Annotated in this window: 15 protein-coding genes; 6 read left to right on the forward strand and 9 right to left on the reverse strand. The window is 43.5% G+C overall.

Annotated elements, in window-relative coordinates:
* Positions 1-134 precede the first annotated feature (134 nt).
* The 6 genes from ARA78_RS05175 to ARA78_RS05200 all read right to left on the reverse strand — a co-directional run bounded on the left by ARA78_RS05175 (position 135) and on the right by ARA78_RS05200 (position 7,069).
* Positions 135-1,367 carry a S41 family peptidase gene (locus ARA78_RS05175; protein WP_015533992.1) on the reverse strand — a complete coding sequence of 411 codons (1,233 nt, stop codon included), beginning with the start codon at positions 1,365-1,367 and terminating at the stop codon, positions 135-137.
* A gap of 64 nt (positions 1,368-1,431) precedes the next feature.
* Positions 1,432-2,667, reverse strand: coding sequence for a murein hydrolase activator EnvC family protein (locus tag ARA78_RS05180; RefSeq protein WP_055280126.1), 1,236 nt, complete (start codon positions 2,665-2,667; stop codon positions 1,432-1,434).
* A gap of 183 nt (positions 2,668-2,850) precedes the next feature.
* Complete coding sequence (ftsX, locus tag ARA78_RS05185; RefSeq protein WP_015533994.1) at positions 2,851-3,759, reverse strand: permease-like cell division protein FtsX; 909 nt, start codon at positions 3,757-3,759, stop codon at positions 2,851-2,853.
* Positions 3,749-4,435 (reverse strand): cell division ATP-binding protein FtsE, encoded by a 687-nt coding sequence (ftsE, locus tag ARA78_RS05190; RefSeq protein ID WP_022216898.1) that lies wholly within the window; start codon positions 4,433-4,435, stop codon positions 3,749-3,751. The genes ftsX and ftsE overlap by 11 nt, the downstream gene beginning before the upstream one ends.
* A gap of 236 nt (positions 4,436-4,671) precedes the next feature.
* The gene (locus ARA78_RS05195; protein ID WP_055224350.1) at positions 4,672-5,760 is read right to left on the reverse strand and encodes a PucR family transcriptional regulator; all 1,089 of its coding nucleotides are present in this window, start codon (positions 5,758-5,760) and stop codon (positions 4,672-4,674) included.
* Positions 5,761-5,956: 196 nt separating this feature from the next.
* On the reverse strand, positions 5,957-7,069 hold the full coding sequence (locus ARA78_RS05200) for an ABC transporter ATP-binding protein (RefSeq protein ID WP_004851294.1): 1,113 nt from the start codon (positions 7,067-7,069) through the stop codon (positions 5,957-5,959).
* Between the two features lie 425 nt (positions 7,070-7,494).
* On the opposite strand from ARA78_RS05200, the gene ARA78_RS05205 reads away from it, so the two are divergent.
* Both ARA78_RS05205 and ARA78_RS05210 read left to right on the forward strand, forming a co-directional pair.
* The gene (locus ARA78_RS05205; RefSeq protein WP_055147328.1) at positions 7,495-8,058 is read left to right on the forward strand and encodes a transposase; all 564 of its coding nucleotides are present in this window, start codon (positions 7,495-7,497) and stop codon (positions 8,056-8,058) included.
* On the forward strand, positions 7,989-8,876 hold the full coding sequence (locus ARA78_RS05210; protein WP_082418098.1) for an IS3 family transposase: 888 nt from the start codon (positions 7,989-7,991) through the stop codon (positions 8,874-8,876). The genes ARA78_RS05205 and ARA78_RS05210 overlap by 70 nt, the downstream gene beginning before the upstream one ends.
* A gap of 104 nt (positions 8,877-8,980) precedes the next feature.
* Here ARA78_RS05210 and ARA78_RS05215 read toward each other — a convergent pair whose 3' ends face one another.
* Together ARA78_RS05215 and ARA78_RS05220 are read right to left on the reverse strand one after the other, a co-directional pair.
* Complete coding sequence (locus tag ARA78_RS05215; protein ID WP_022216000.1) at positions 8,981-10,054, reverse strand: undecaprenyldiphospho-muramoylpentapeptide beta-N-acetylglucosaminyltransferase; 1,074 nt, start codon at positions 10,052-10,054, stop codon at positions 8,981-8,983.
* A gap of 20 nt (positions 10,055-10,074) precedes the next feature.
* Entirely contained in the window at positions 10,075-10,323 is a 249-nt protein-coding gene (locus tag ARA78_RS05220) for a TIGR03905 family TSCPD domain-containing protein (protein WP_015534506.1), read from the reverse strand.
* Positions 10,324-10,576: 253 nt separating this feature from the next.
* Between ARA78_RS05220 and ARA78_RS05225 the strand changes: the two genes are divergently transcribed.
* Both ARA78_RS05225 and ARA78_RS05230 read left to right on the forward strand, forming a co-directional pair.
* Complete coding sequence (locus tag ARA78_RS05225; RefSeq protein WP_022215999.1) at positions 10,577-11,275, forward strand: hypothetical protein; 699 nt, start codon at positions 10,577-10,579, stop codon at positions 11,273-11,275.
* An 85-nt stretch (positions 11,276-11,360) separates the two neighbouring features.
* Positions 11,361-12,338 carry a polysaccharide deacetylase family protein gene (locus ARA78_RS05230; RefSeq protein WP_022215998.1) on the forward strand — a complete coding sequence of 326 codons (978 nt, stop codon included), beginning with the start codon at positions 11,361-11,363 and terminating at the stop codon, positions 12,336-12,338.
* 31 nt (positions 12,339-12,369) lie between these two features.
* On the opposite strand, the gene ARA78_RS05235 is transcribed toward ARA78_RS05230, so the two are convergent.
* Positions 12,370-13,173, reverse strand: coding sequence for a MerR family transcriptional regulator (locus ARA78_RS05235; RefSeq protein WP_055272055.1), 804 nt, complete (start codon positions 13,171-13,173; stop codon positions 12,370-12,372).
* Positions 13,174-13,388: 215 nt separating this feature from the next.
* Here ARA78_RS05235 and ARA78_RS05240 point away from each other — a divergent pair, with 215 nt between their 5' ends.
* On the forward strand, positions 13,389-18,197 hold the full coding sequence (locus ARA78_RS05240) for a YDG domain-containing protein (RefSeq protein ID WP_055272056.1): 4,809 nt from the start codon (positions 13,389-13,391) through the stop codon (positions 18,195-18,197).
* Positions 18,198-18,345: 148 nt separating this feature from the next.
* The gene (locus tag ARA78_RS05245; RefSeq protein ID WP_055272057.1) at positions 18,346-19,701 is read left to right on the forward strand and encodes a glucose-6-phosphate isomerase; all 1,356 of its coding nucleotides are present in this window, start codon (positions 18,346-18,348) and stop codon (positions 19,699-19,701) included.
* The last annotated feature ends 100 nt before the right edge of the window (positions 19,702-19,801 follow it).

Genomic DNA, 19,801 nt, shown 5'->3' on the forward strand with positions numbered 1-19,801 from the left:
TTTTACATATACGATAGCATTCGAACAGATACTTCACTGACAAATTTATATAACGCAGTAACGTCATCTGCCCTGCCCACTCAATATTGAAATCTATTATATAACTATATTTATACCAATCTCTATCTTGGTCCCTACTTCAGCTTCTCCTTCAGAACCTCAATACCCTTCTGGTACTGGCTGTCATTCTTGCCCTGGAAATCCTCATAGGTATAATCATCTGGAAGATCCACTTCAATATCAGGCGCAACACCCTTCTTGTGGATATCGTTGTCATCGTGTGTGAAATACTTCTGTGTCGTGAGCTTGATCGCTGTGCCATCACCAAGTGGTATAACACTCTGCACGATTCCCTTACCGTAGGTATTCTTTCCTACAACAGTTGCAGCCCCGAATTCCTTGAGTGCCGATGTAAGTATCTCTGACGCACTGGCACTGTACTCATTTGTCAGGACTACCATAGGCATATCGAGGTATTCATCATCTGTCGATTTATACTCGTCCACAACCTTGCCGGTCTTGTCCTTGATGGACACTATGGTTCCCTCTGGGAGCAGATAGTCGCAAATGTTTACGACCGTGGTAAGCATTCCACCCGGATCACTTCTGACATCGATCATCAGTGCCTGCATGCCCTCATTCTTGAGCTCCTCAACTGCCTTCTGGAAAAGCTCGTCTGTGTTGTCTATGAACTGCGTGATCCTCACATATCCGATCTTGTCGTCTATCATAAATGATGATACCGTGCTGTACTCAACGATCTCCCTGGTGATGGTGACATCGTGGTAAGCCTTATCACGCTCCCTGTATATCTTCAGCGTAACATCAGTTCCAGCATCGCCTCTTATGAGTGATACGAGGTAGTCAAGATCATCGTCTGTAGTGATCTCGTGATCGTCTATCTGTACAATAATGTCATCAGGCTGTATATCCACCTTCTCAGCCGGTGCACCCTCAAGGATATTTACCGCACGGACATATCCCGTATCCTCATCCTTGCTGACCGTAACTCCGATTCCGGCATACTCACCTGAATCATCCTCCTGCAGCTTGGCATACTCTTCCTTGGTGTAATACTGTGCATACGGATCGTCAAGGGATTCCATTATACCCTTGTATATGCCCTCCCTGATCGTATCATCGTCAATATCATTGTAATAATAATTGTCTATGATACTCTCGATCTTCTCTGTCTTGTCAAATACGTCCGCATCCAACAGATTGCCATCATAGGTTATCTTGGTGGAACTGCCGGTTTTGCCGCTGAGTGTGCCACTGAACACACCTGATGTACCGCAGCCCGTCAGACCGATCACCGTACTTGCCAGCACCGCTGTCACTACTGTCTTCTTCAACATTTTCCTCATATCATTATCTCCTAACCTTGTATTGCCATCAAATACCTGAATCTCTCCATATCCCCTGCCCGGTCTACTGTCCAAGGAAGTCATGCGGATTGACATACGTTCCGTCTATCGACACGCCAAAATGGCAATGCGGACCTGTCGACACACCCGTACTTCCTGCCTTTGCTATGACCTGACCTTTCACAACCTTGTCGCCAACATTTACACATAGCTGTGAGTTGTGCATATATACCGTACATATTCCGCCGCCGTGGCTGATCATGACCATGTTGCCACCACCGCCATTGTAGCAGGACATCACGACTGTGCCGGCCTCCGCCGCAACAATATCTGTTCCATAATCACAGCCTATATCAAGTCCCTGATGATATGTACTTGCTCCCGCTGTAGGAGCATCTCGGTAACCAAATTCATCCGTGATAACACCTCCGGTCGATACCGGCCACATGAATTTGCCCTTATATTTGGAGGTGTCGTATACCTTTCCATCTTTCGTATACGCACCCGTACCATTTGCATTTGCCTTGCCCATCTCCTGTCTGGATATCTCCGCGATACGTCTCTCGGCTTCCTCACGGGCCACAGTGAACTTGTTCATCAACGACTTCTGGGCTTCTATATCACCATCATATCTGGTGATCTCTTCCTGCTTCTGATCTATAATGGTCTGCAGTTCAGCCTCGTTACTCTCCAGATCCGTCTTGACCGACTCCACCTGTCTGAGGTCAGATTCAAGCTGCGCCTCATAATTGGCTATATCTGTCTTGGTCTTGATCAGCTTTGCAAGCTGCCTCTGATCGTATTCCGATATCTGGTCTATATACTCTGATTTGTTCAGGAGATCGCTGAATGATATGGATGTGAGCAGGGCATCGACATATTCCGTCTCCCCCTCCTCATACAGATACTGTATTCTCTGCTTCATCGCCTCATACTGCTCATCCTCTGCCTTCTGAGCTTCATCCAGACTTTTCTGAGTTGTGTCTATCTCCGTCTGGAGCTCGTCTGTCTGCTCCTGCAGGCTCGTTATCTGAGTCTGGACGGATGTCATCTTGGCATCCAGATCCGCAACGTCCTGAACGATCTTGTTCTGCTGTTCCTCCAGAGAATCCAGAACGTCCTTGGCATTCTTCTCGTTTTCACTGGCATCATCCTTCTGACGCTCAGCCTCTTCCTTCGTCATGGCATATGCCATATTTCCCCCGGTCTGAGACGCAGCCATGCCCCCCATGACTACACATCCCGCAACAAGCAATGCCATCCTTCTGATATTCCCTTTTACATCGACTTTCTTTTTCATAATCTACTACTCCTTGTTATCCCCATCTAACAATTAACTAGTATATCTTATGTCGTCGTGCGTGAGCGCGATGACCTGCGCACGCATCAGCGTGCTTCATTATATTATATCGCCTGCCGGCTCAATGAGGGCATTCGCATTATGACGTCTTGCGCAAGCGCATCCGTCGCAATGCTCATTATATCATACTCTCAAATGCTTCCTCGTGGTAAGGATACTTCCTACCAGTCCAACACCGATACCAAGCACAAGTCCAACCGGTATCATGGTCTTGAACAGGTCATGCTGGCTCACAAATGCAAACAGCGTTGTGACAACCTTAAATCTTCCGGCAACATATGTCAGTATCTTATCATACATGTAGTACAGAAGAACCAGAGGTATAGCCGAACCGACCGCACCTATGATCACACCCTCTATGATGAACGGCGCCCGTACAAATACATTTGTCGCACCGATCAGCTTCATGATCCCTATCTCTTCCTTTCGCACCGTGATACCTATGGTGATAGTATTGCTTATAAGGAAGATAGATACCAGCATCAGTATCACAACTATTCCTATGGATGCATATCCGACAAGGGATGACAGTGTCGTGATGCTGTCCGCAGTCACGTCAGAGCTCTTGACCTTTCTGACTCCTGAAAGCCCCTGGGCAAATGCCACGAACTCCGGCTGTCTGGCCACATCCTTGAGCGTAACCTCATATGAGGCCGAATTCTTAAGTGGATTGTCCTCGCCAAATGCATTCTTTGCCGCCTGTGGATCATCGTAGTTCTGCTCAACAAATTTATTCCATGCGTCATCCGCCGACACGTAATCCATCGTGTTTACATAATCCAGAGTTCTTATCTGTGATCCGATAAGCTGTATCGTGTCGTCCGACACATCCTCGTCAAAGAACACTGATATTGTAACTGTATTCTCAAGCTCCTGCATACCGGACTGAAAGTTTACAACTACCGCATATATGATTCCAAAGAGGAACAGACATGATATGATGGTTCCAAGTGATGCAAGTGAGAACAGAATATTTCTTCTTATATTTGCAAAGCCCTGTCTGAGGATATAGAAAAATGTACTAATCTTCATCTATATATCCTCCTTCCTTCTCGTCGCTGATAATTACACCCTTCTTCAGGGTGATAACTCTCTTCTTCATCTCATTGACGATATCCTTGTTGTGGGTTACCACGACAACTGTGGTTCCTCTCTTGTTGATATCCTCAAGGAGGTTCATGATATCCAGTGAGTTCTTAGGATCGAGATTTCCTGTAGGCTCATCCGCCAGTATGATGTCAGGATTGTTGACCAGTGCTCTCGCCATGGCAACTCTCTGCTGCTCACCACCTGAGAGCTCTTTTGGATATGATTTGTACTTGTCTGCAAGTCCAACCAGCGTCAGCATGGCCGGAACACGTCTTCTGATGTATCTCGCCGGAGTCTGGATAACTCTCTGTGCAAATGCAACATTCTCGTATATAGTCCTGTCCTTCAGAAGCCTGAAGTTCTGGAATACGACTCCAATCCTTCTTCTGACCTTCGGTATATCTTTTCTCTTTATCTTGCCATAGTCGTATCCGGCAACAGTGATATTGCCCTCCGTAGGATCGAGCTCCTTGAGCAGAAGCCTAAACAGAGTGGTCTTGCCTGATCCACTGCTTCCAACTATAAATACGAACTCGCCTTTTTCTATATTGATGTTCACATTCTTGAGCGCCTGATTGCCCCCAGGATATGTCATACTCACGTTCTCTAACTCTATCATCTCATGTCTCCTATATTGCCTCTTTACGGCATAAACTGTACATTATCTTACATTTGTCCATAGTCGGATGATTCTGATTCATTTCATCCACGCTTCATTATACTACATATTGATTGTTTTGTTGTGTATAGTTTGTGAATTAAAATTAATACACGATGCGGCAGTCTTCATATATCCATATGTAAGGCTGCCGCTTCTATGCAATCTATATTCCAGATAACTGTCCACCGGACATTTTAATAATCCAGTGACTCCATGTACTTCATGTACTTTACAACCATAAGAGCGATCTTGAATGTGATGGCATCCTCGAATACTCTCAAATCAAGGCCTGTGCTCTTCTGCAACTTATCAAGTCTGTATACCAGAGTATTTCTGTGGATGTACAACTGTCTTGATGTCTCTGATACGTTCAAGCTGTTCTCAAAGAACTTGTTGATAGTTGACAAAGTCTCCTCGTCAAACTCATCAGGGCTCTTGCCGTCAAATATCTCTCTGATGAACATCTTGCACAGAGGAAGTGGAAGCTGGTAAATAAGTCGCCCTATTCCAAGATTGCTGTATGCTATGATATCTGTGTTCTCATAGAATATCTTTCCAACATCCAGAGCCATCTTAGCCTCTTTGTATGAACGTGAAACTTCCTTTATCTCATTGACAATTGTTCCGAATGATACATGTACAGATGACATCGCCTCGGTATTGAGCATGTCAACGATGACCTTGGCAATCTTGTTCATGTCGTCATATGTCTCGTTGGACTTGACTTCCTTGACAAGAATGATGTTCTTCTCGTCCACAGCAGTGATGAAATCCTTTGTCTTGGCTGAGAAGATATTACGTACTGTCTCAAGTGCATTGGTATCCTTCTCATTCTTTGTCTCTATGATAAATACGATTCTTCTCACATCAGTATCTATGTGGAGCTTCTTTGCTCTGTTGTAGATATCAACCAGAAGGAGATTGTCTAAGAGAAGGTTCTTGATAAAGTTGTCCTTGTCAAATCTCTCCTTGTATGCGACCAGAAGGTTCTGGATCTGAAATGCTGCAATCTTGCCGACCATATATGTATCATCGGTCTCGCCCTTTGCCATGAGAATATGCTCTAACTGGTTATCGTCAAACACCTTGAAGAACTGATAACCTCTTACAACCTGGCTCTCTGCCGGTGAATCAACAAATGCACGAACTGAATCCTCGCAGTCATCTATATCCTTAAGTGTTGACGCAAGCACTTTTCCCTCTGTGTCCAACACGCACAGGTCAGTTCTTGTTATACCTTTTAATCCGTCTATTGTATCCTGAAGAATCTGGTTTGATATCATTCTTTTCACTCCTTATACTCATTATACGTTTTATCCCGTAATCCATTACTCTTATTTTAAAGCAAAATTGTAGAAAAAAAAAGAGAAAATGCAGATTTTTTATATGTATTTTCTGCATTTTCTCAATTTTTCAAGAATTAAACTACTGTTTCCAGTTATCTGGAGTGTAATTGTAAGTTCTATGTGTTATCTAAGACTAGTTAACAAGGATCTCCTCTGTCTCCTTATCGAAGATATGAATCTTGCTTAAGTCAAATGCGAACTGAACTGTGTCGCCAGGTCTAGCTGTTGTACGAGCATTTACTCTTGCGGTGATATCGAACTGGTCGATTGTGAAGTATAAGTAAACCTCGGCACCAAGCATCTCGTAGATGTTGATTCTTGCATCGATTACGCTCTCTGGTGATGACTCGATGAAGAGCTGCTCATCATGAATATCCTCTGGACGGATACCAAGAACAACTTCCTTATCGATAGCATCAAGTGCGATAAGTCTCTCAGCCTTGCTGTCTGGAACCTTGATTGAATGTGAACCGAACATAAGGAGAACGTCAGCACCTGACTTAACAACCTTACAATCGATGAAGTTCATAGGTGGCATACCCATGAATCCGGCAACGAACAGGTTACATGGCTTGTCGTAGAGGTTCTGAGGTGTATCTACCTGCTGGATGATACCATCCTTCATAACTACGATTCTTGTACCAAGTGTCATAGCCTCTGTCTGGTCATGTGTTACGTAGATGATAGTTGTCTGGAGTCTCTGATGAAGCTTTGAGATCTCAACACGCATCTGTACACGAAGCTTAGCATCAAGGTTTGAAAGAGGCTCGTCCATAAGGAATACCTTTGGCTCACGGACAATTGCACGTCCCATAGCAACTCGCTGTCTCTGTCCACCTGATAAAGCCTTTGGCTTTCTGTCAAGAAGATGCTCGATATCAAGAATCTTAGCTGCCTCATGTACAGCCTTGTCGATCTTCTCCTTTGGAACCTTTCTTAACTTAAGTCCAAATGCCATGTTATCATATACTGACATATGTGGGTACAGAGCGTAGTTCTGGAATACCATCGCAATATCTCTGTCCTTTGGCTCTACATCGTTTACGAGCTTGTCGCCGATCCATAACTCACCTGAGCTGATATCCTCAAGTCCTGCTATCATTCTAAGAGTTGTTGACTTTCCACATCCTGATGGTCCAACAAAGATGATGAACTCCTTGTCTTCGATCTCAAGGTTGAAGTCCTTAACTGCGTTGAATCCGTTAGGATATACCTTGTAAATGTTCTTAAGTGATAAACTTGCCATTTGAAATTACCTCCGTAGTGTATATAATCTTGTTTTTGTTCACCCTAAAAACTATTGTTATTCTACATCATTGGCATTTTTCATTCTATGTGATTATTGCTCAAAAAAATTTTTGAACTTTTGTCTAAATTGTATACGTGCACAAATTTTGCAACATTTTGACGGTTTTCGAACCGTTTTCCCTTGGTTTAAACTTCCTTTTTTGTGAAACCTTCACCATACCCATTTATGTCAATAGAGTTTTTCGTCACGTTTTCGGTATATTTTATTACTTTTGCCTATTGTTTTTACTCATATATATACTTGACAAACCAGAAAAATGTAGAACAGCCGGCGAAATCTGTAACATTTTGTACTACAGTAAAAAAACTCTGCTGACTGATATGTACCCTCTTTACTGGACAACCAGTAAGGAGGGTATTTTTATGCGTTATAGTTATGAGTTTAAAATGATGTGTGTTGAATTGTATCATTCGGGTTCGTATCCTGACATCCCAGAGGGGCTGAATCCCAATACTCTCAAAAGGCATATACGAGAATGGTCCAGATTGGTTGATTTACATGGTCCAGAAGTTTTAAAACATAAGGTGTTTAATAAGGTATGGACACCCGAAGAAAAACTTGAACTGATTTCAAAGGTTATTGCAGGCACACCAAGAACGAAAGTTGCCATAGAAGCAGGCATTAATGCAGGACTGCTTTATCAATGGGTACACAAATATAAATTACAAGGATATAATGGATTGGTAGAAAGTAAAAAAGGACGACCAACAAAGGAACCGAGAATGAAAAAATCAACAAATCCATTACCTTTAACAGAATCGGAACGAGAAGAACTGATACGCTTGAGAACTGAAAATGAATATATCAAAGCCGAGAATGAAGTAATAAAAAAACGGATCGCCTTGAGGCAAGAAAAATGGGTTGCGCAACTCAAGGCGAAAAAGCAGCAATCATCAAAGAACTCAGAGAAAAAGGATATCAACTAAAGTATCTCCTAAAAGCAATGCATATGGCTAAATCTACTTACTATTTTGAGATTAACAGAAACGATATTGTTGCCGAACGCAATCAAGAAGTACTAGAAGAAATAAAAAATATTTTTGAGGAGAACAAACGCAGATATGGCGTAAGAAGGGTTCACCAGGAACTTATTAATCGCGGGTATCAGGTGAACCATAAGAGAGTTCAGCGTCTTATGCATGAATCAGGATTAGCCGGCAAACGACCAAAGGAGAAATATCATTCCTATAAGGGACAAGTTGGTAAGATTGCTGATAATATAATAGGCAGAGATTTCAGCACAACTTCGCCTTTACAAAAATGGACCACAGATGTGTCTCAATTCAATTTTTCATGGGGAAAGTGTTATATATCGCCAGTGTTAGATATGAATACAAACGAAATCATTTCATATGATTTATCTAGGACTCCTAATCTTGGCCAGATAGAAAGAATGCTAAATAAAGCTTTTGAAAAATTTCCTTCTGTCGAAGGATTAATATTTCATTCTGATCAGGGGTGGCAGTATCAGCATGTCAATTTTAGAAATGCCTTACAAGAACATGGCATTGTACAATCCATGTCACGGAAAGGTAATTGCTATGACAATTGTATTATGGAGACATTCTTTGGAAGATTGAAAAATGAGATGTATTATGGTTATGAGAAAGACTATTCTTCCTTCGAAGAATTCTCACAAGCGGTTGAAGAATATATAGATTATTATAATAACAAAAGAATTCAGGCAAAAACAAAATGGATGCCACCTGTACAATACAGGATAGCATCCATGTGTTCAGCCTAGTTCATAAATATGTGTCCAGGATTCTGGGTACATATCACTATGATTTAGACGGTGTGGAGTTTTATTTTGCCTTTTTATAATTGCTTTTGCAGATCTTATGCAGATCAGTCGTGGCCGTTTACGAGATCCTCTATCATGTTGATGATGATTCCCGTTGAGTCGGTCAGGTTGCTGGACTCCATAGCCTGGATATATTTCTCTTTGTTGTTGTACACTTCATTTATTCCGGCGAACAGGGAATCTGTGTTCAGCTCTTCCTCCTGGATCACATAGCTGTATCCGCTCTTCTCAAATGACTGGGCGTTGAGGATCTGATCACCTCTTGATGCAGCCTTTGACAGAGGAATGAGGATGTTCGGTTTTCTGAGTGCGAGAAGCTCACAGATGGCATTGGCTCCTGCACGTGAGATGATGATATCGCACAGTGCAAGCATGCTTGCAAGTTCCTTCTTTACATATTCGTACTGGACATAGCCCTTCTTATCCTTGAGGGATTCATCCAGATTGTCCTTGCCGCACAGGTGGATGACGTTGAAGGTCTCCAGAAGACGGTCGATATTGTCTCTTATTGCGTTGTTGATTATGACGCTTCCTGAACTTCCGCCCACGATAAGGAGAACAGGCTTGTTGTCAGTGAAACCGCAGTAGTTATATGCAAATGCGGAATCGCCGCGGAAAAGTTCCTCTCTGATAGGGGTTCCGGTTACGACTGCCTTGCCCTCAGGGAAGAGATCCTTTGTCTCAGGGAAGTTACAGCATACCTTTGTCGCCTTTGGAAGGGCGAGCTTATTTGCAAGGCCGGGAGTCATATCTGATTCGTGTATCACCACAGGGATACCTGCTGAGTGTGCGGCAAATACCACAGGGACTGTGACAAATCCTCCCTTTGAGAATACTACATCAGGCTTGAGCTCTTTCATGAGCTTCTTTGCTTCAGATATTCCTTTAAGTACCTTGAACGGATCTGAGAAGTTCTTCATTGAGAAGTATCTTCTGAGCTTTCCTGAAGCTATGCCGTGATAAGGGATGCCCATATCTTCTATAAGCTTTTTTTCCATGCCGTCATATGAACCGATGTACTGGATGTCATATCCGTGCTTCTTCAGCTCCGGCATAAGTGCCATGTTTGGTGTGACATGACCTGCTGTACCGCCGCCTGTCAATATAATTCTCTTCATAATGATTGTTAATCCTCCTGTTACTGTGCTGAAGCCAGATACTGCTTGAGTGCCTGAGCCAGTTGATCCGGGCATGAAGTCGGCTTGAAACCGCAGGTTGTGCCCTCAAGTCTGGCGATGACGTCCTCTGGCTTCATGCCTTCTACGAGAGCTCCGATACCCTTGAGGTTACCATTGCATCCTCCGGTGAACTTTACATCATGCAGCCTGCCATCGATGACGTCAAAGTTGATCTCGACAGAGCAGGTTCCTTTAGTCTTATAAACCATAACAATACCTCTTTTCTATTGTACTTAACCAATCATTTTAATATTCGCTGATACATTCTAAGATGTATGTATCCTGCTTTTTTCATCTTGAAGTATATCAAAAGAGCATGCAAAAGACAAACATTTGTCGAGCGAAAATAATTGTATACCCCGGAATGTCGCTCATATAATACTACCATCCGGACCGGCCAAACGGATATGGGGTTAAGCCCTGACAGGATATGATCGAATAATTGAAAAGAGAGGGAAAACTATGTTTGAAATTTTGTTGAATCAGAATGTGTGTATGTATGTGATGATAGTGTGTGGGTGTATAGGGCTGACAGGACGGGCTGTGATGAGCAGTTATCTTGCAAGACTGGCAAAGGCGGCTGAGCGCATGGGAACGACGCGGAAAAAACAATTGATGGAGATGCGCAGGCGGTATGAGGATATAACATCGCTGGATGTGAACATACATGACACTGCCGCATTTGTGGACAAGTACATAGACAGGCTGAAGATAGGTTTTATACCGATAAATGTGTGGAATGGATTTGTGAAAAATATGGGAGTGGCCGCAGCTGGGACAGGCATATTTGCAGCGGCGTATCAATATTATGTAGTAGGCGATGGCGTGGAGACATTGAAGATGCTGGGGTGTGGACTGGCAGCCTGCATAGTGCTGGTGGCTGCTCATAACCAGTGGAATTGTGAATGGCATATGAGGACTCTGCGTGACAGCGCCAGAAATTATCTGGGCAACAGCCTGGCAAACAGATTGAAAAAGGAAGAAGAGAAACAGACGACGAAGCAGGATACTGTTGAGGCCATGGCAGCATGCAGTGAGACAGATGAAAATGACAGGATAAAAAGAAAGGCGAAGCCTGCGCGGAAAGCACAGCGGAGTGATAAGTCAGATTATGATGCTTTGCTTGACGGAATAATGAAGAAAATGCTTGCGGACGGATAGCAGGGGTGTTGATGAGCAGGTGCGTGGCAGATGAAATGCAGGTGAAAGCCGCCTGCAGAAGCCAATAAATTCAGGATGGTAGATAGTGAGAAAGCTGTACTTGATAGCAGGACTGTATGCTGCCTGCGTGATCGGAGCCGTGCTCAGCGGATGCTCCATATATGACAAGGAGGATCTGTCCAAGATGGTGGCGACTCCGGGGGACGCAGAGTGTCAGGCGGACGGTGCGAAGAATGGGGAAGGTGATGCGGAAGGAAAAGAAAAATCGGGAGACAAGACGGAAGATGCGGAGAGTAACACGGACACAGACGGGGAGAGTCGGGGTGAGGATATGACCAGACTCAGGGATTACAGCCAGATATCGACAAAGAAATATTCATGGTACATAGTGCGGGACAAAAATCATGGAATGAGTGGCTGTGACAACAGCTTTCCGCTGGAGCAGTACGATGCGTTCTACGTGGACAGAGTGTGTGCTGAGAAGAATGAAAAGGTGATGTATCTGACATTTGACTGTGGGTACGAGAACGGATATACAGAGCAGATGCTGGATGTGCTTAAAAAGCACAATGCAAAGGGCTGCTTCTTCGTGACGATGACTTACATAAGGGACAATCCGGATATAGTAAAGAGGATGAAGGAGGAGGGACATCAGGTGGGAAACCACACGGTGCATCATCCGTGCATGCCGGAGAAGAGTGTGGAGGAGCAGAAAAGTGAGTTAAAGGAGTGCTCAGACTTTATGAGGAATGAAACTGGGTATGAAATGGATATGTATTTCAGACCGCCGAGCGGTGAGTACAGTGAACAGGTTCTGCAGCTGGCTAAGGATATGGGGTATAAGACCATATTCTGGAGTATGGCTTACCTTGATTATGATGTGAACAATCAGCCGGGGACGGACTATGTCATTGATCATTTTGCGAAATATCATCATCCGGGAGCCATTCCTCTCATACACAATGTGTCGTCGTCCAATGCGCAGGCACTTGATACGGTTCTCACAAACCTGGAGAAGGAGGGATATGAGTTCAGGTCTTTGAATGAGATGAAAATTGAATAGTGGTATCAGAAACAGAAGCTCTCTGTGCGGATCATGCCGATCCGAACGGAGAGCTTTTGTGTATTGGCAGTGCGATCTGTGTGATATAAGCATCTTTATTTGCTCCGTGGGTTGGAGGACCCTCCATAAATGAATTGCGAAAATAACCACAGGTCGCAAGATTGTTTTCTTTTGCATAGTCCAATAGTTTTTTCTGGACAGTGTCGAAATTTTCATATGGACCACGATAGTATATACAGATAGCTGCAGTCTGTGGAAGTTTTTTTATGTGTTCGTCATTGGTGTCAGGATCTGCTGCGACAGGTATGACATATCTTCCTTCGGATGTTGATTCGACAAAAACCTCTGTACACATTTTGCCTGTGGTGTCCAGTTGATATTTTTTTGTTGCCTCGATAAAGGTCTTGCGCAGATCTTCAGTTTTTCTGGCCAGATCAGAGTCTTTGAACTCCTGACAAAATGCAGTGAATGAGGGAAGAGTGGTAAAATGGATCTCCGGTTCTGATGTCTGGGACTGACGCAGCTGAAGCTGGGCTATGCACAGATCCAGCTGGGAACGGAGCGCAGTCATACGTTCAATGACATCCTCAAGCTTTTCGGTATTATTGAAGTACTTGTTAATCTCGGATAACGATAATCCTAGTCCCTGAAGAACTTTTATAATTCGTATATGTACGATGTTATCGGCAGAGTAGTAGCGGAAACCGCTGCTCTCATTTTTGTGTGCGGGTGTCAGAAGCCCCAGGTCTTCGTAGTTTAACAGCATTCTTCTTGTCACTCCAAGCATTTTAGTGACTTCCCCAATTTGATACAGATTTTTATTTGCGTGATTCATATGATTTCCCTCCCCTTAAAAATAGACAAAAAAAATTGTGAATATTGCATAAATACCGCAAAAATATTGTTGACTTGAACATTGATGTACGAATTATAATTATCATAAATTGTTAAAGGGAAAGAGTCAAGAATTAACAGGAGGTAATGGTTGCAGAGAGAAAACATTAACGGACACACGAAAAAGAGGTTTTATTGAGAAAGAGAGGGAAGTGTATGAAAGAAAGAATTCTATGCAGAAAAGTTATGGCATGGCTCATGACAGCTTTCATGGTCATAACGTGTTTGATTTCGATAGGTGGTAAGAATACTGCCTACGCAGCGGCTATGGAGAATATCAAGGTAACAGACGTGGATATAAGCACAGATGGACATATGAGAGGTCTCAAGTGGGGGTGGACAACCAGCGGTTATGCCAGCGCGAGCTGCAAGCTTGGCATTCAGTCTGAGAAGTTCACGACTGGAGATCTCACAAACTTTGGTGATTATCTGAGCAGCCATAGGTACAGTGGATGGGCGAGTGCCGAGTCACCTGAAGGCTGCGGATTTAAAGGCTGGATAACGGAGAACTCGTTCTCAAGGAGTTCAGGTACATATGACAGAACGGATACCATTTCCGGAGAGGGAATAGATATGGGTACCACGGGTGTGTATTATCTGTATACGTGGACATATTACAATGGTTATGTATTCCCTGATATTTACATAGGAAGTATTGATCTGAATGCTGGCAAGATCGTGGACGCCAGCGGCAATGAAATAACATTTCAGATCGGTGGCTTTTCAGGCGGAGGCAATACAGATCCTTCGGAGGAAGAAGTTGTATTCATGAACAATGGATATCCATATGGCAAGAATATGACGAATAGTTCAATCACTCTCGTTATGGACGTGACAGGGGAAGCTGCAACATATCAGTGGCAGAGCGCAACCAGTAAGCGTGGACCATTTACAGATATTGAAGGTGCAAATGGAAGTACATATACGTTCACCCCGACTCATGGATACTGGTACAGGTGCGTGGTGGATGGCACAGCCAGCAGAGCGGTAAAGGCAGTTATCCCTACCAGTGACAATGGAAATACGTGGACAAAGCCAAATACTTGCTGGTATATAAGCAATGGAGTTATGGCCTATATGGCCAATGACAAAGGGGTTGATATTGTTGGCTTGTATACCAAGGACGGAAAGAACTATATGCTTGGAACAAGCTACGACAAAGTATGGAGATTGTACAGCAGAAGCGATTCAGAGCCTTCAGCTGAAACGGCTACATCACAAGTATCTGTGGCTTCGCTTGCAGCTCTAAGATTGTCGTTTGATCCTATGAATACTCACGATCTGATTTTTGATGCTGAACTTGGTGAGGGACAGCATTCATTTGCAATAGGAGCGGATGCGAACATTGGAAATAGTATTACAAGCTCTGACAGTGCAGATGAAGCGGTGCTTGCTGCCACTGTCAAGAATGGTGAATTACAGCAGATAGCGATGATGGGAGTTGCTAAAGCGGCGGATGCGGCAGATGATACTCCATCATTTGTTCTTGCCCCTATAACACAGGCAAGTAATTACTGGATCGGGGGCTATGATTCCAGAAGAATATTTGAGTACAATACAGGTTCATCAAGCTACATAAAGGAAACTGCTGAAATAAATGGTCAGAATGCTGCATCCCTGGTTGAAGGAATAGATTCGGGATTGACAATGTCATGGACAAATGTTGAAGATGGCGGACATATAGGTTTCAAATTCAGCGTTGGAGCGGTGGCTGATGTAGGAGCAGTTACAGGACAGGTTGATTATATAACAGAAAATCTGACAGAGCTTGATGGCGATACATCATATATCATCACTGTTGATGGCGAGTCATATGACATTGTGAGTGATATGTATGGTGATATAGCTCTTGAGGGAACAGATGATAACGACGTATCATATAGTTTGTTTGGTAAAAATATAAGTATCCGCAAGAAAGACAGTCAGGATACACCTGCTGATATAACTGTTGCAGCAAGACCGGAGGCACCATCTGCACCGAAGACTCTTGCAGACATACAGAATCCAACACCAGCCGATATGGAAAGTGCTGCAGACGGCGAAGGCGTTGAGATAGTAAGCGTGACTGGCGATTCTGTGACTGTAAGCCCGCTTGGCGGACAGCAGTATCAGTATTCGACGGATGGAGCGACCTGGACAGTTCTCGATGATCTGAATGTGTCAGATAATTATGTTATCTCAGGACTTGAAGAGAATCAGAGGGTATATGTTCGCACAAGATACGTGGCTAATACGACAAAACCAGCTTCATTGTGGTCAGATGCCAAGGCAGTCTCACGTGACCTGATCGCCGGAGTAACTGCAGAAGATACAACCTGCACTTACGATGGATTGATACATAGCCCATCTGTTACAATTGCAGATGGCCTGGATGGAGCTTCTATCCGTTATTCGCTGGCTGCAGATGAGCCGTACACACAGGCGGTTCCTGAGCTTAAAAATGCAGGAACATATAAGGTGTATTACCTTGTTACAGCAGATGAGTGTTCACCGGTATTTGGCGATGTGACTGTGACTATCGAAAAGAAAACGATCACAGCGGATAAGGTAATTGTTGATGAAAATGCATATATACAGGGAATCCAGTTCTCAGGATTGCTGGATGGAGATGAACTTGTATATGACGAGGATTATACTGTAGTACTGTGGGACGTTACACTAGGAATAGAGAAGGTTGTAACTACATACAGATTTGGGCTTGCAACTACGGAAAATGCAGCCAATTACATGCTTCAGAACAAGTCATGGGATATGGTTCATTATCATGACTGGACGTATGAGATAAAAGAAGGCCACAGTAACAAGATAATTGCATATTGCAATGAAACTGAGGATCCGGCACACTGCGCATATCAGGGCAGAAACGAGGCGGTCAGTTGTACTGTGACAGCAGAAAGCAGAGCGTATGATGGCACAGAATATGCAGGTGCAGTTGTTAATAACTGGATAACAGAGAAGACCGGAGATGCAGCTGTTACATATTATGAGGGAACAGGCGACACCGATTATCCGGAAAATGAGAATGCGCCGGTAAATGCAGGTACTTATAAGTTTGTTGTGAAGATAGCTGATGTTACGGCTTATGCAGAATTTGAAATACAGAGACTTGATCAGAATGTTGAATTTGATGTAATCGATTACACATTTGGCGACAGTGTAGAGGCTCCAGCGGTTACAGGAGCACAAGAGGATCCTGTTATAGAGTATTACTACACAACAGAGAACAGCAACACGGATGGAACATTGTGGGAGAACTCCAGATCGGCAGATCCGGGCACATATTATATGTATGCCAAGGTTTGTGCTACAACCAATTACAATGAGTATGTAACACAACCGGTTCAGTTCACAGTTGCAAAGAGAGAAGCTCCGACAGACATAACAGCGGCAGATATTGTAAAGACATATGACGGCAAGTCATATGGAATAACAGTTACAGGTGATATTCCAGAGGATGCGGTTGTGACGTATGGAACTTCTGAGGATGCATGCGATAAGACTGTAAGTCCGAAGTACAGTCAGGCTTCAGATGAACCATACACTGTATATTATAAGGTTGCAGCAAGGGGATATGACACGATATCCGGACATGCAACTATCACCATCAACAGAAGACCACTTGCTGTATCGGGAATCAAAGCTACATCAAAGGCTTACGATGGACAGACAGAGGCAAAGCTTGACTATTCAGGCGTTGTTCTGAATGGTAAGGTCAGCGCAGATGTGATTGCAGTTACAGCTACAGGAACATTTGACAGTGCAGATGTGGGAACAGGCAAAACTGTAAGCATCACAGATATAAAGATCAGCGGAAAGACCGCTTCAAACTATATACTTACAGAAGATGCCCAGCAGCAGACAGCAAAGGCAGATATCACTCCTGCGGGAACAACTCTTACTGTAGGAAAGGTTGGAGCTAAGACATATGGAGGTGCAAAGTTTGCCCTCAATGTGAAGTGCAGTAGAAATGACAAGAAAACATTTACAAGCAGCAATACAAAGGTTGTCAAGGTGGATGGCACAGGCAAGGTAACTATAGTTGGTGCAGGCAAGGCGGTTGTGACAGTATCCGTTGCGGCAAATCAGAACTATAAGGCAGCTGCTGCAAAGGTTGCGATCACGGTAAACAAAAAAGCCATCAGAGTAACTGCAAATGACGCATCTAAGTATGAAGGCAAGGCGGATCCGAAGTTTACATTTACAGCGGAGGGACTTGTTGGCAAGGATAAGCTTACAGGAATTGTTCTCAAGAGAGCTGCTGGTGAGAAGTCCGGAACATACACGATCACAGCAAGCCAGAAGAAGGGTGCAAATCCAAACTACAATATAACATTTGCCATTGGCCGTCTTGTTATAAAGAAATCTCCAAATGTTGAACCTAGTGGAACAGAACTCTATAAGAAGACACTTCCGTTCTTCCTTATGAAAGGAAAGGGAACAGGAACAAGAATAGATCTGACATGGGATAAGGTCAAAGGTGCAACAGGATATGATGTATACTGGTCATACTGTAATGGAAAGAACAACTTCAATAAGCTTGCTAATGTACCGAAGTCCCAGAAATATGCCGATAAGAACCTCAATAATAAGAGAGAATACAAGTATTTTACAGTCGCATACAAGATGTCGGGTGGCAAGAAGGTATATCTCGGCAGGACAAATACAGTCCATGTTGCAATGCCTTATGCAGCAAAGACAAATGTCCTGAAAGTTACTGTGAACAAGACCAAGGCTAACCTTGCAAAAGGTAAAACATTTAAGATCACCAAGAAGGTTAAGCTTGAGAATCCAAAGAAGAAGGCGTTAAACCATCTTACGAAGAAGGAAAGGTTCATAACATCCAATGCAAAGGTGGCAACTGTTTCATCTGCAGGAGTTATAAAGGCAGTGCGTAAGGGCACATGTACGGTTTATGTAATGTCTGAAAATGGTGTTTGTGCAAAGATCAAAGTGACGGTTAAGTAGTGCTTTAGACATGGTTATAATTGAAAACTCCTCCAAACCGGTTGTGGCTTTGGGGGAGTTTTTTGAGATTAATAGTTGATTATGGTATACCTATTTGCTAAAATTGATTCAATGTGAAAAATTTAATACAAGTAAGGAGAGAAAACAAATGGCACAGACAGTAAGTTTCGATTTTAAGAATGCAAAAGCCATGGCTACAGACGCTGATATCGCAGCAATCAAGGATCAGGTAGTAGCTGCAAAGGCAACACTTGTAAACAAGACCGGTGAGGGAAATGATTTCCTTGGATGGATCGACCTTCCAGTAGACTATGACAAGGAAGAGTTTGCGAGAATCAAGAAGGCAGCAGCTAAGATCCAGGCAGATTCAGACGTGCTTGTAGTAATCGGTATCGGTGGTTCTTACCTGGGTGCAAGAGCAGCCATCGAAGCTTTAAGACACAGCTTTTATAATTCAGTTGACAAGTCAATCCGTAAGACTCCTGAGATCTACTATGCAGGATCAAACATCAGCAGCACATACATGGTTCATCTGCTTCAGGTGATCGGTGACAGAGATTTCTCTATCAACATCATCTCCAAGTCGGGTACAACAACAGAGCCTGGTATCGCTTCAAGAATCTTCAAGAAGAAGCTTGTTGAGAAGTATGGCAAGGAGGGCGCAGCAAAGAGAATCTACGCCACAACGGACAAGGCAAAGGGAGCTCTCAAGACACTTGCAACAGAGGAAGGCTATGAGACATTTGTAGTTCCTGATGATGTAGGAGGACGTTTCTCAGTTCTCACAGCAGTTGGTCTTCTGCCAATAGCAGTAAGCGGTGCTGATATAGATAAGCTTATGGAAGGCGCAGCTTCAGCAAGAAAGGATTGTCTTGCACAGGACTTCGACGATTCAGATGCTATGAAGTACGCAGCAGTAAGAAATGTACTGTACAACAAGGGTAAGTCAATCGAGATCCTTGCTAACTTTGAGCCGGCACTTCACTATGTATCAGAGTGGTGGAAGCAGCTCTACGGCGAGAGCGAGGGAAAGGATGGCAAGGGACTTTTCCCAACAGCTACGGACTTTACAACAGACCTTCATTCACTTGGACAGTTCATCCAGCAGGGTTCACAGAACCATTTCGAGACAGTTATCAATGTTGTTAATCCAACATGTGAGATTGTTATGGAGGAAGAGGACTCAGATCTTGATGGACTTAACTATCTTGCAGGCAAGACAGTTGATTTTGCAAATAAGAGTGCTATGAACGGAACTATCCTTGCACACGCAGATGGTGGAATACCTATCATCCAGATCAACATCGACAAGATTGATGAGTTCACTCTCGGTGAGCTATTCTACACATTTGAGTTCGCATGTGGTGTGAGTGGATACACACTTGGTGTAAATCCATTCAATCAGCCAGGTGTTGAGAGCTACAAGAAGAACATGTTCGCTCTTCTCGGCAAGCCGGGCAACGAGGAGCTTGGCAAGAAGCTTCTTGCAAGAATCAACGGTTAATAGATCTTTACAGATTAATATATAAGAGATGCAGGTGTGTTTTGCCACACCTGCATTTTTTTGCAATTCTATATTTCTTGTAATCAGAATCGCACAATGT

The sequence above is a fragment of the Coprococcus eutactus genome, assembly GCF_001404675.1.
GTDB lineage: Bacteria > Bacillota > Clostridia > Lachnospirales > Lachnospiraceae > Coprococcus > Coprococcus aceti.

Bases quoted from the DNA above. Each gene is read 5' to 3' on its own strand.
- ARA78_RS05175 (WP_015533992.1), bottom strand. From the start codon at position 1,367: ATGAGGAAAATGTTGAAGAAGACAGTAGTGACAGCGGTGCTGGCAAGT.
- ARA78_RS05180 (WP_055280126.1), bottom strand. From the start codon at position 2,667: ATGAAAAAGAAAGTCGATGTAAAAGGGAATATCAGAAGGATGGCATTG.
- ftsX (WP_015533994.1), bottom strand. From the start codon at position 3,759: ATGAAGATTAGTACATTTTTCTATATCCTCAGACAGGGCTTTGCAAAT.
- ftsE (WP_022216898.1), bottom strand. From the start codon at position 4,435: ATGATAGAGTTAGAGAACGTGAGTATGACATATCCTGGGGGCAATCAG.
- ARA78_RS05195 (WP_055224350.1), bottom strand. From the start codon at position 5,760: ATGATATCAAACCAGATTCTTCAGGATACAATAGACGGATTAAAAGGT.
- ARA78_RS05200 (WP_004851294.1), bottom strand. From the start codon at position 7,069: ATGGCAAGTTTATCACTTAAGAACATTTACAAGGTATATCCTAACGGA.
- ARA78_RS05205 (WP_055147328.1), top strand. From the start codon at position 7,495: ATGCGTTATAGTTATGAGTTTAAAATGATGTGTGTTGAATTGTATCAT.
- ARA78_RS05210 (WP_082418098.1), top strand. From the start codon at position 7,989: ATGGGTTGCGCAACTCAAGGCGAAAAAGCAGCAATCATCAAAGAACTC.
- ARA78_RS05215 (WP_022216000.1), bottom strand. From the start codon at position 10,054: ATGAAGAGAATTATATTGACAGGCGGCGGTACAGCAGGTCATGTCACA.
- ARA78_RS05220 (WP_015534506.1), bottom strand. From the start codon at position 10,323: ATGGTTTATAAGACTAAAGGAACCTGCTCTGTCGAGATCAACTTTGAC.
- ARA78_RS05225 (WP_022215999.1), top strand. From the start codon at position 10,577: ATGTTTGAAATTTTGTTGAATCAGAATGTGTGTATGTATGTGATGATA.
- ARA78_RS05235 (WP_055272055.1), bottom strand. From the start codon at position 13,173: ATGAATCACGCAAATAAAAATCTGTATCAAATTGGGGAAGTCACTAAA.
- ARA78_RS05240 (WP_055272056.1), top strand. From the start codon at position 13,389: ATGAAAGAAAGAATTCTATGCAGAAAAGTTATGGCATGGCTCATGACA.
- ARA78_RS05245 (WP_055272057.1), top strand. From the start codon at position 18,346: ATGGCACAGACAGTAAGTTTCGATTTTAAGAATGCAAAAGCCATGGCT.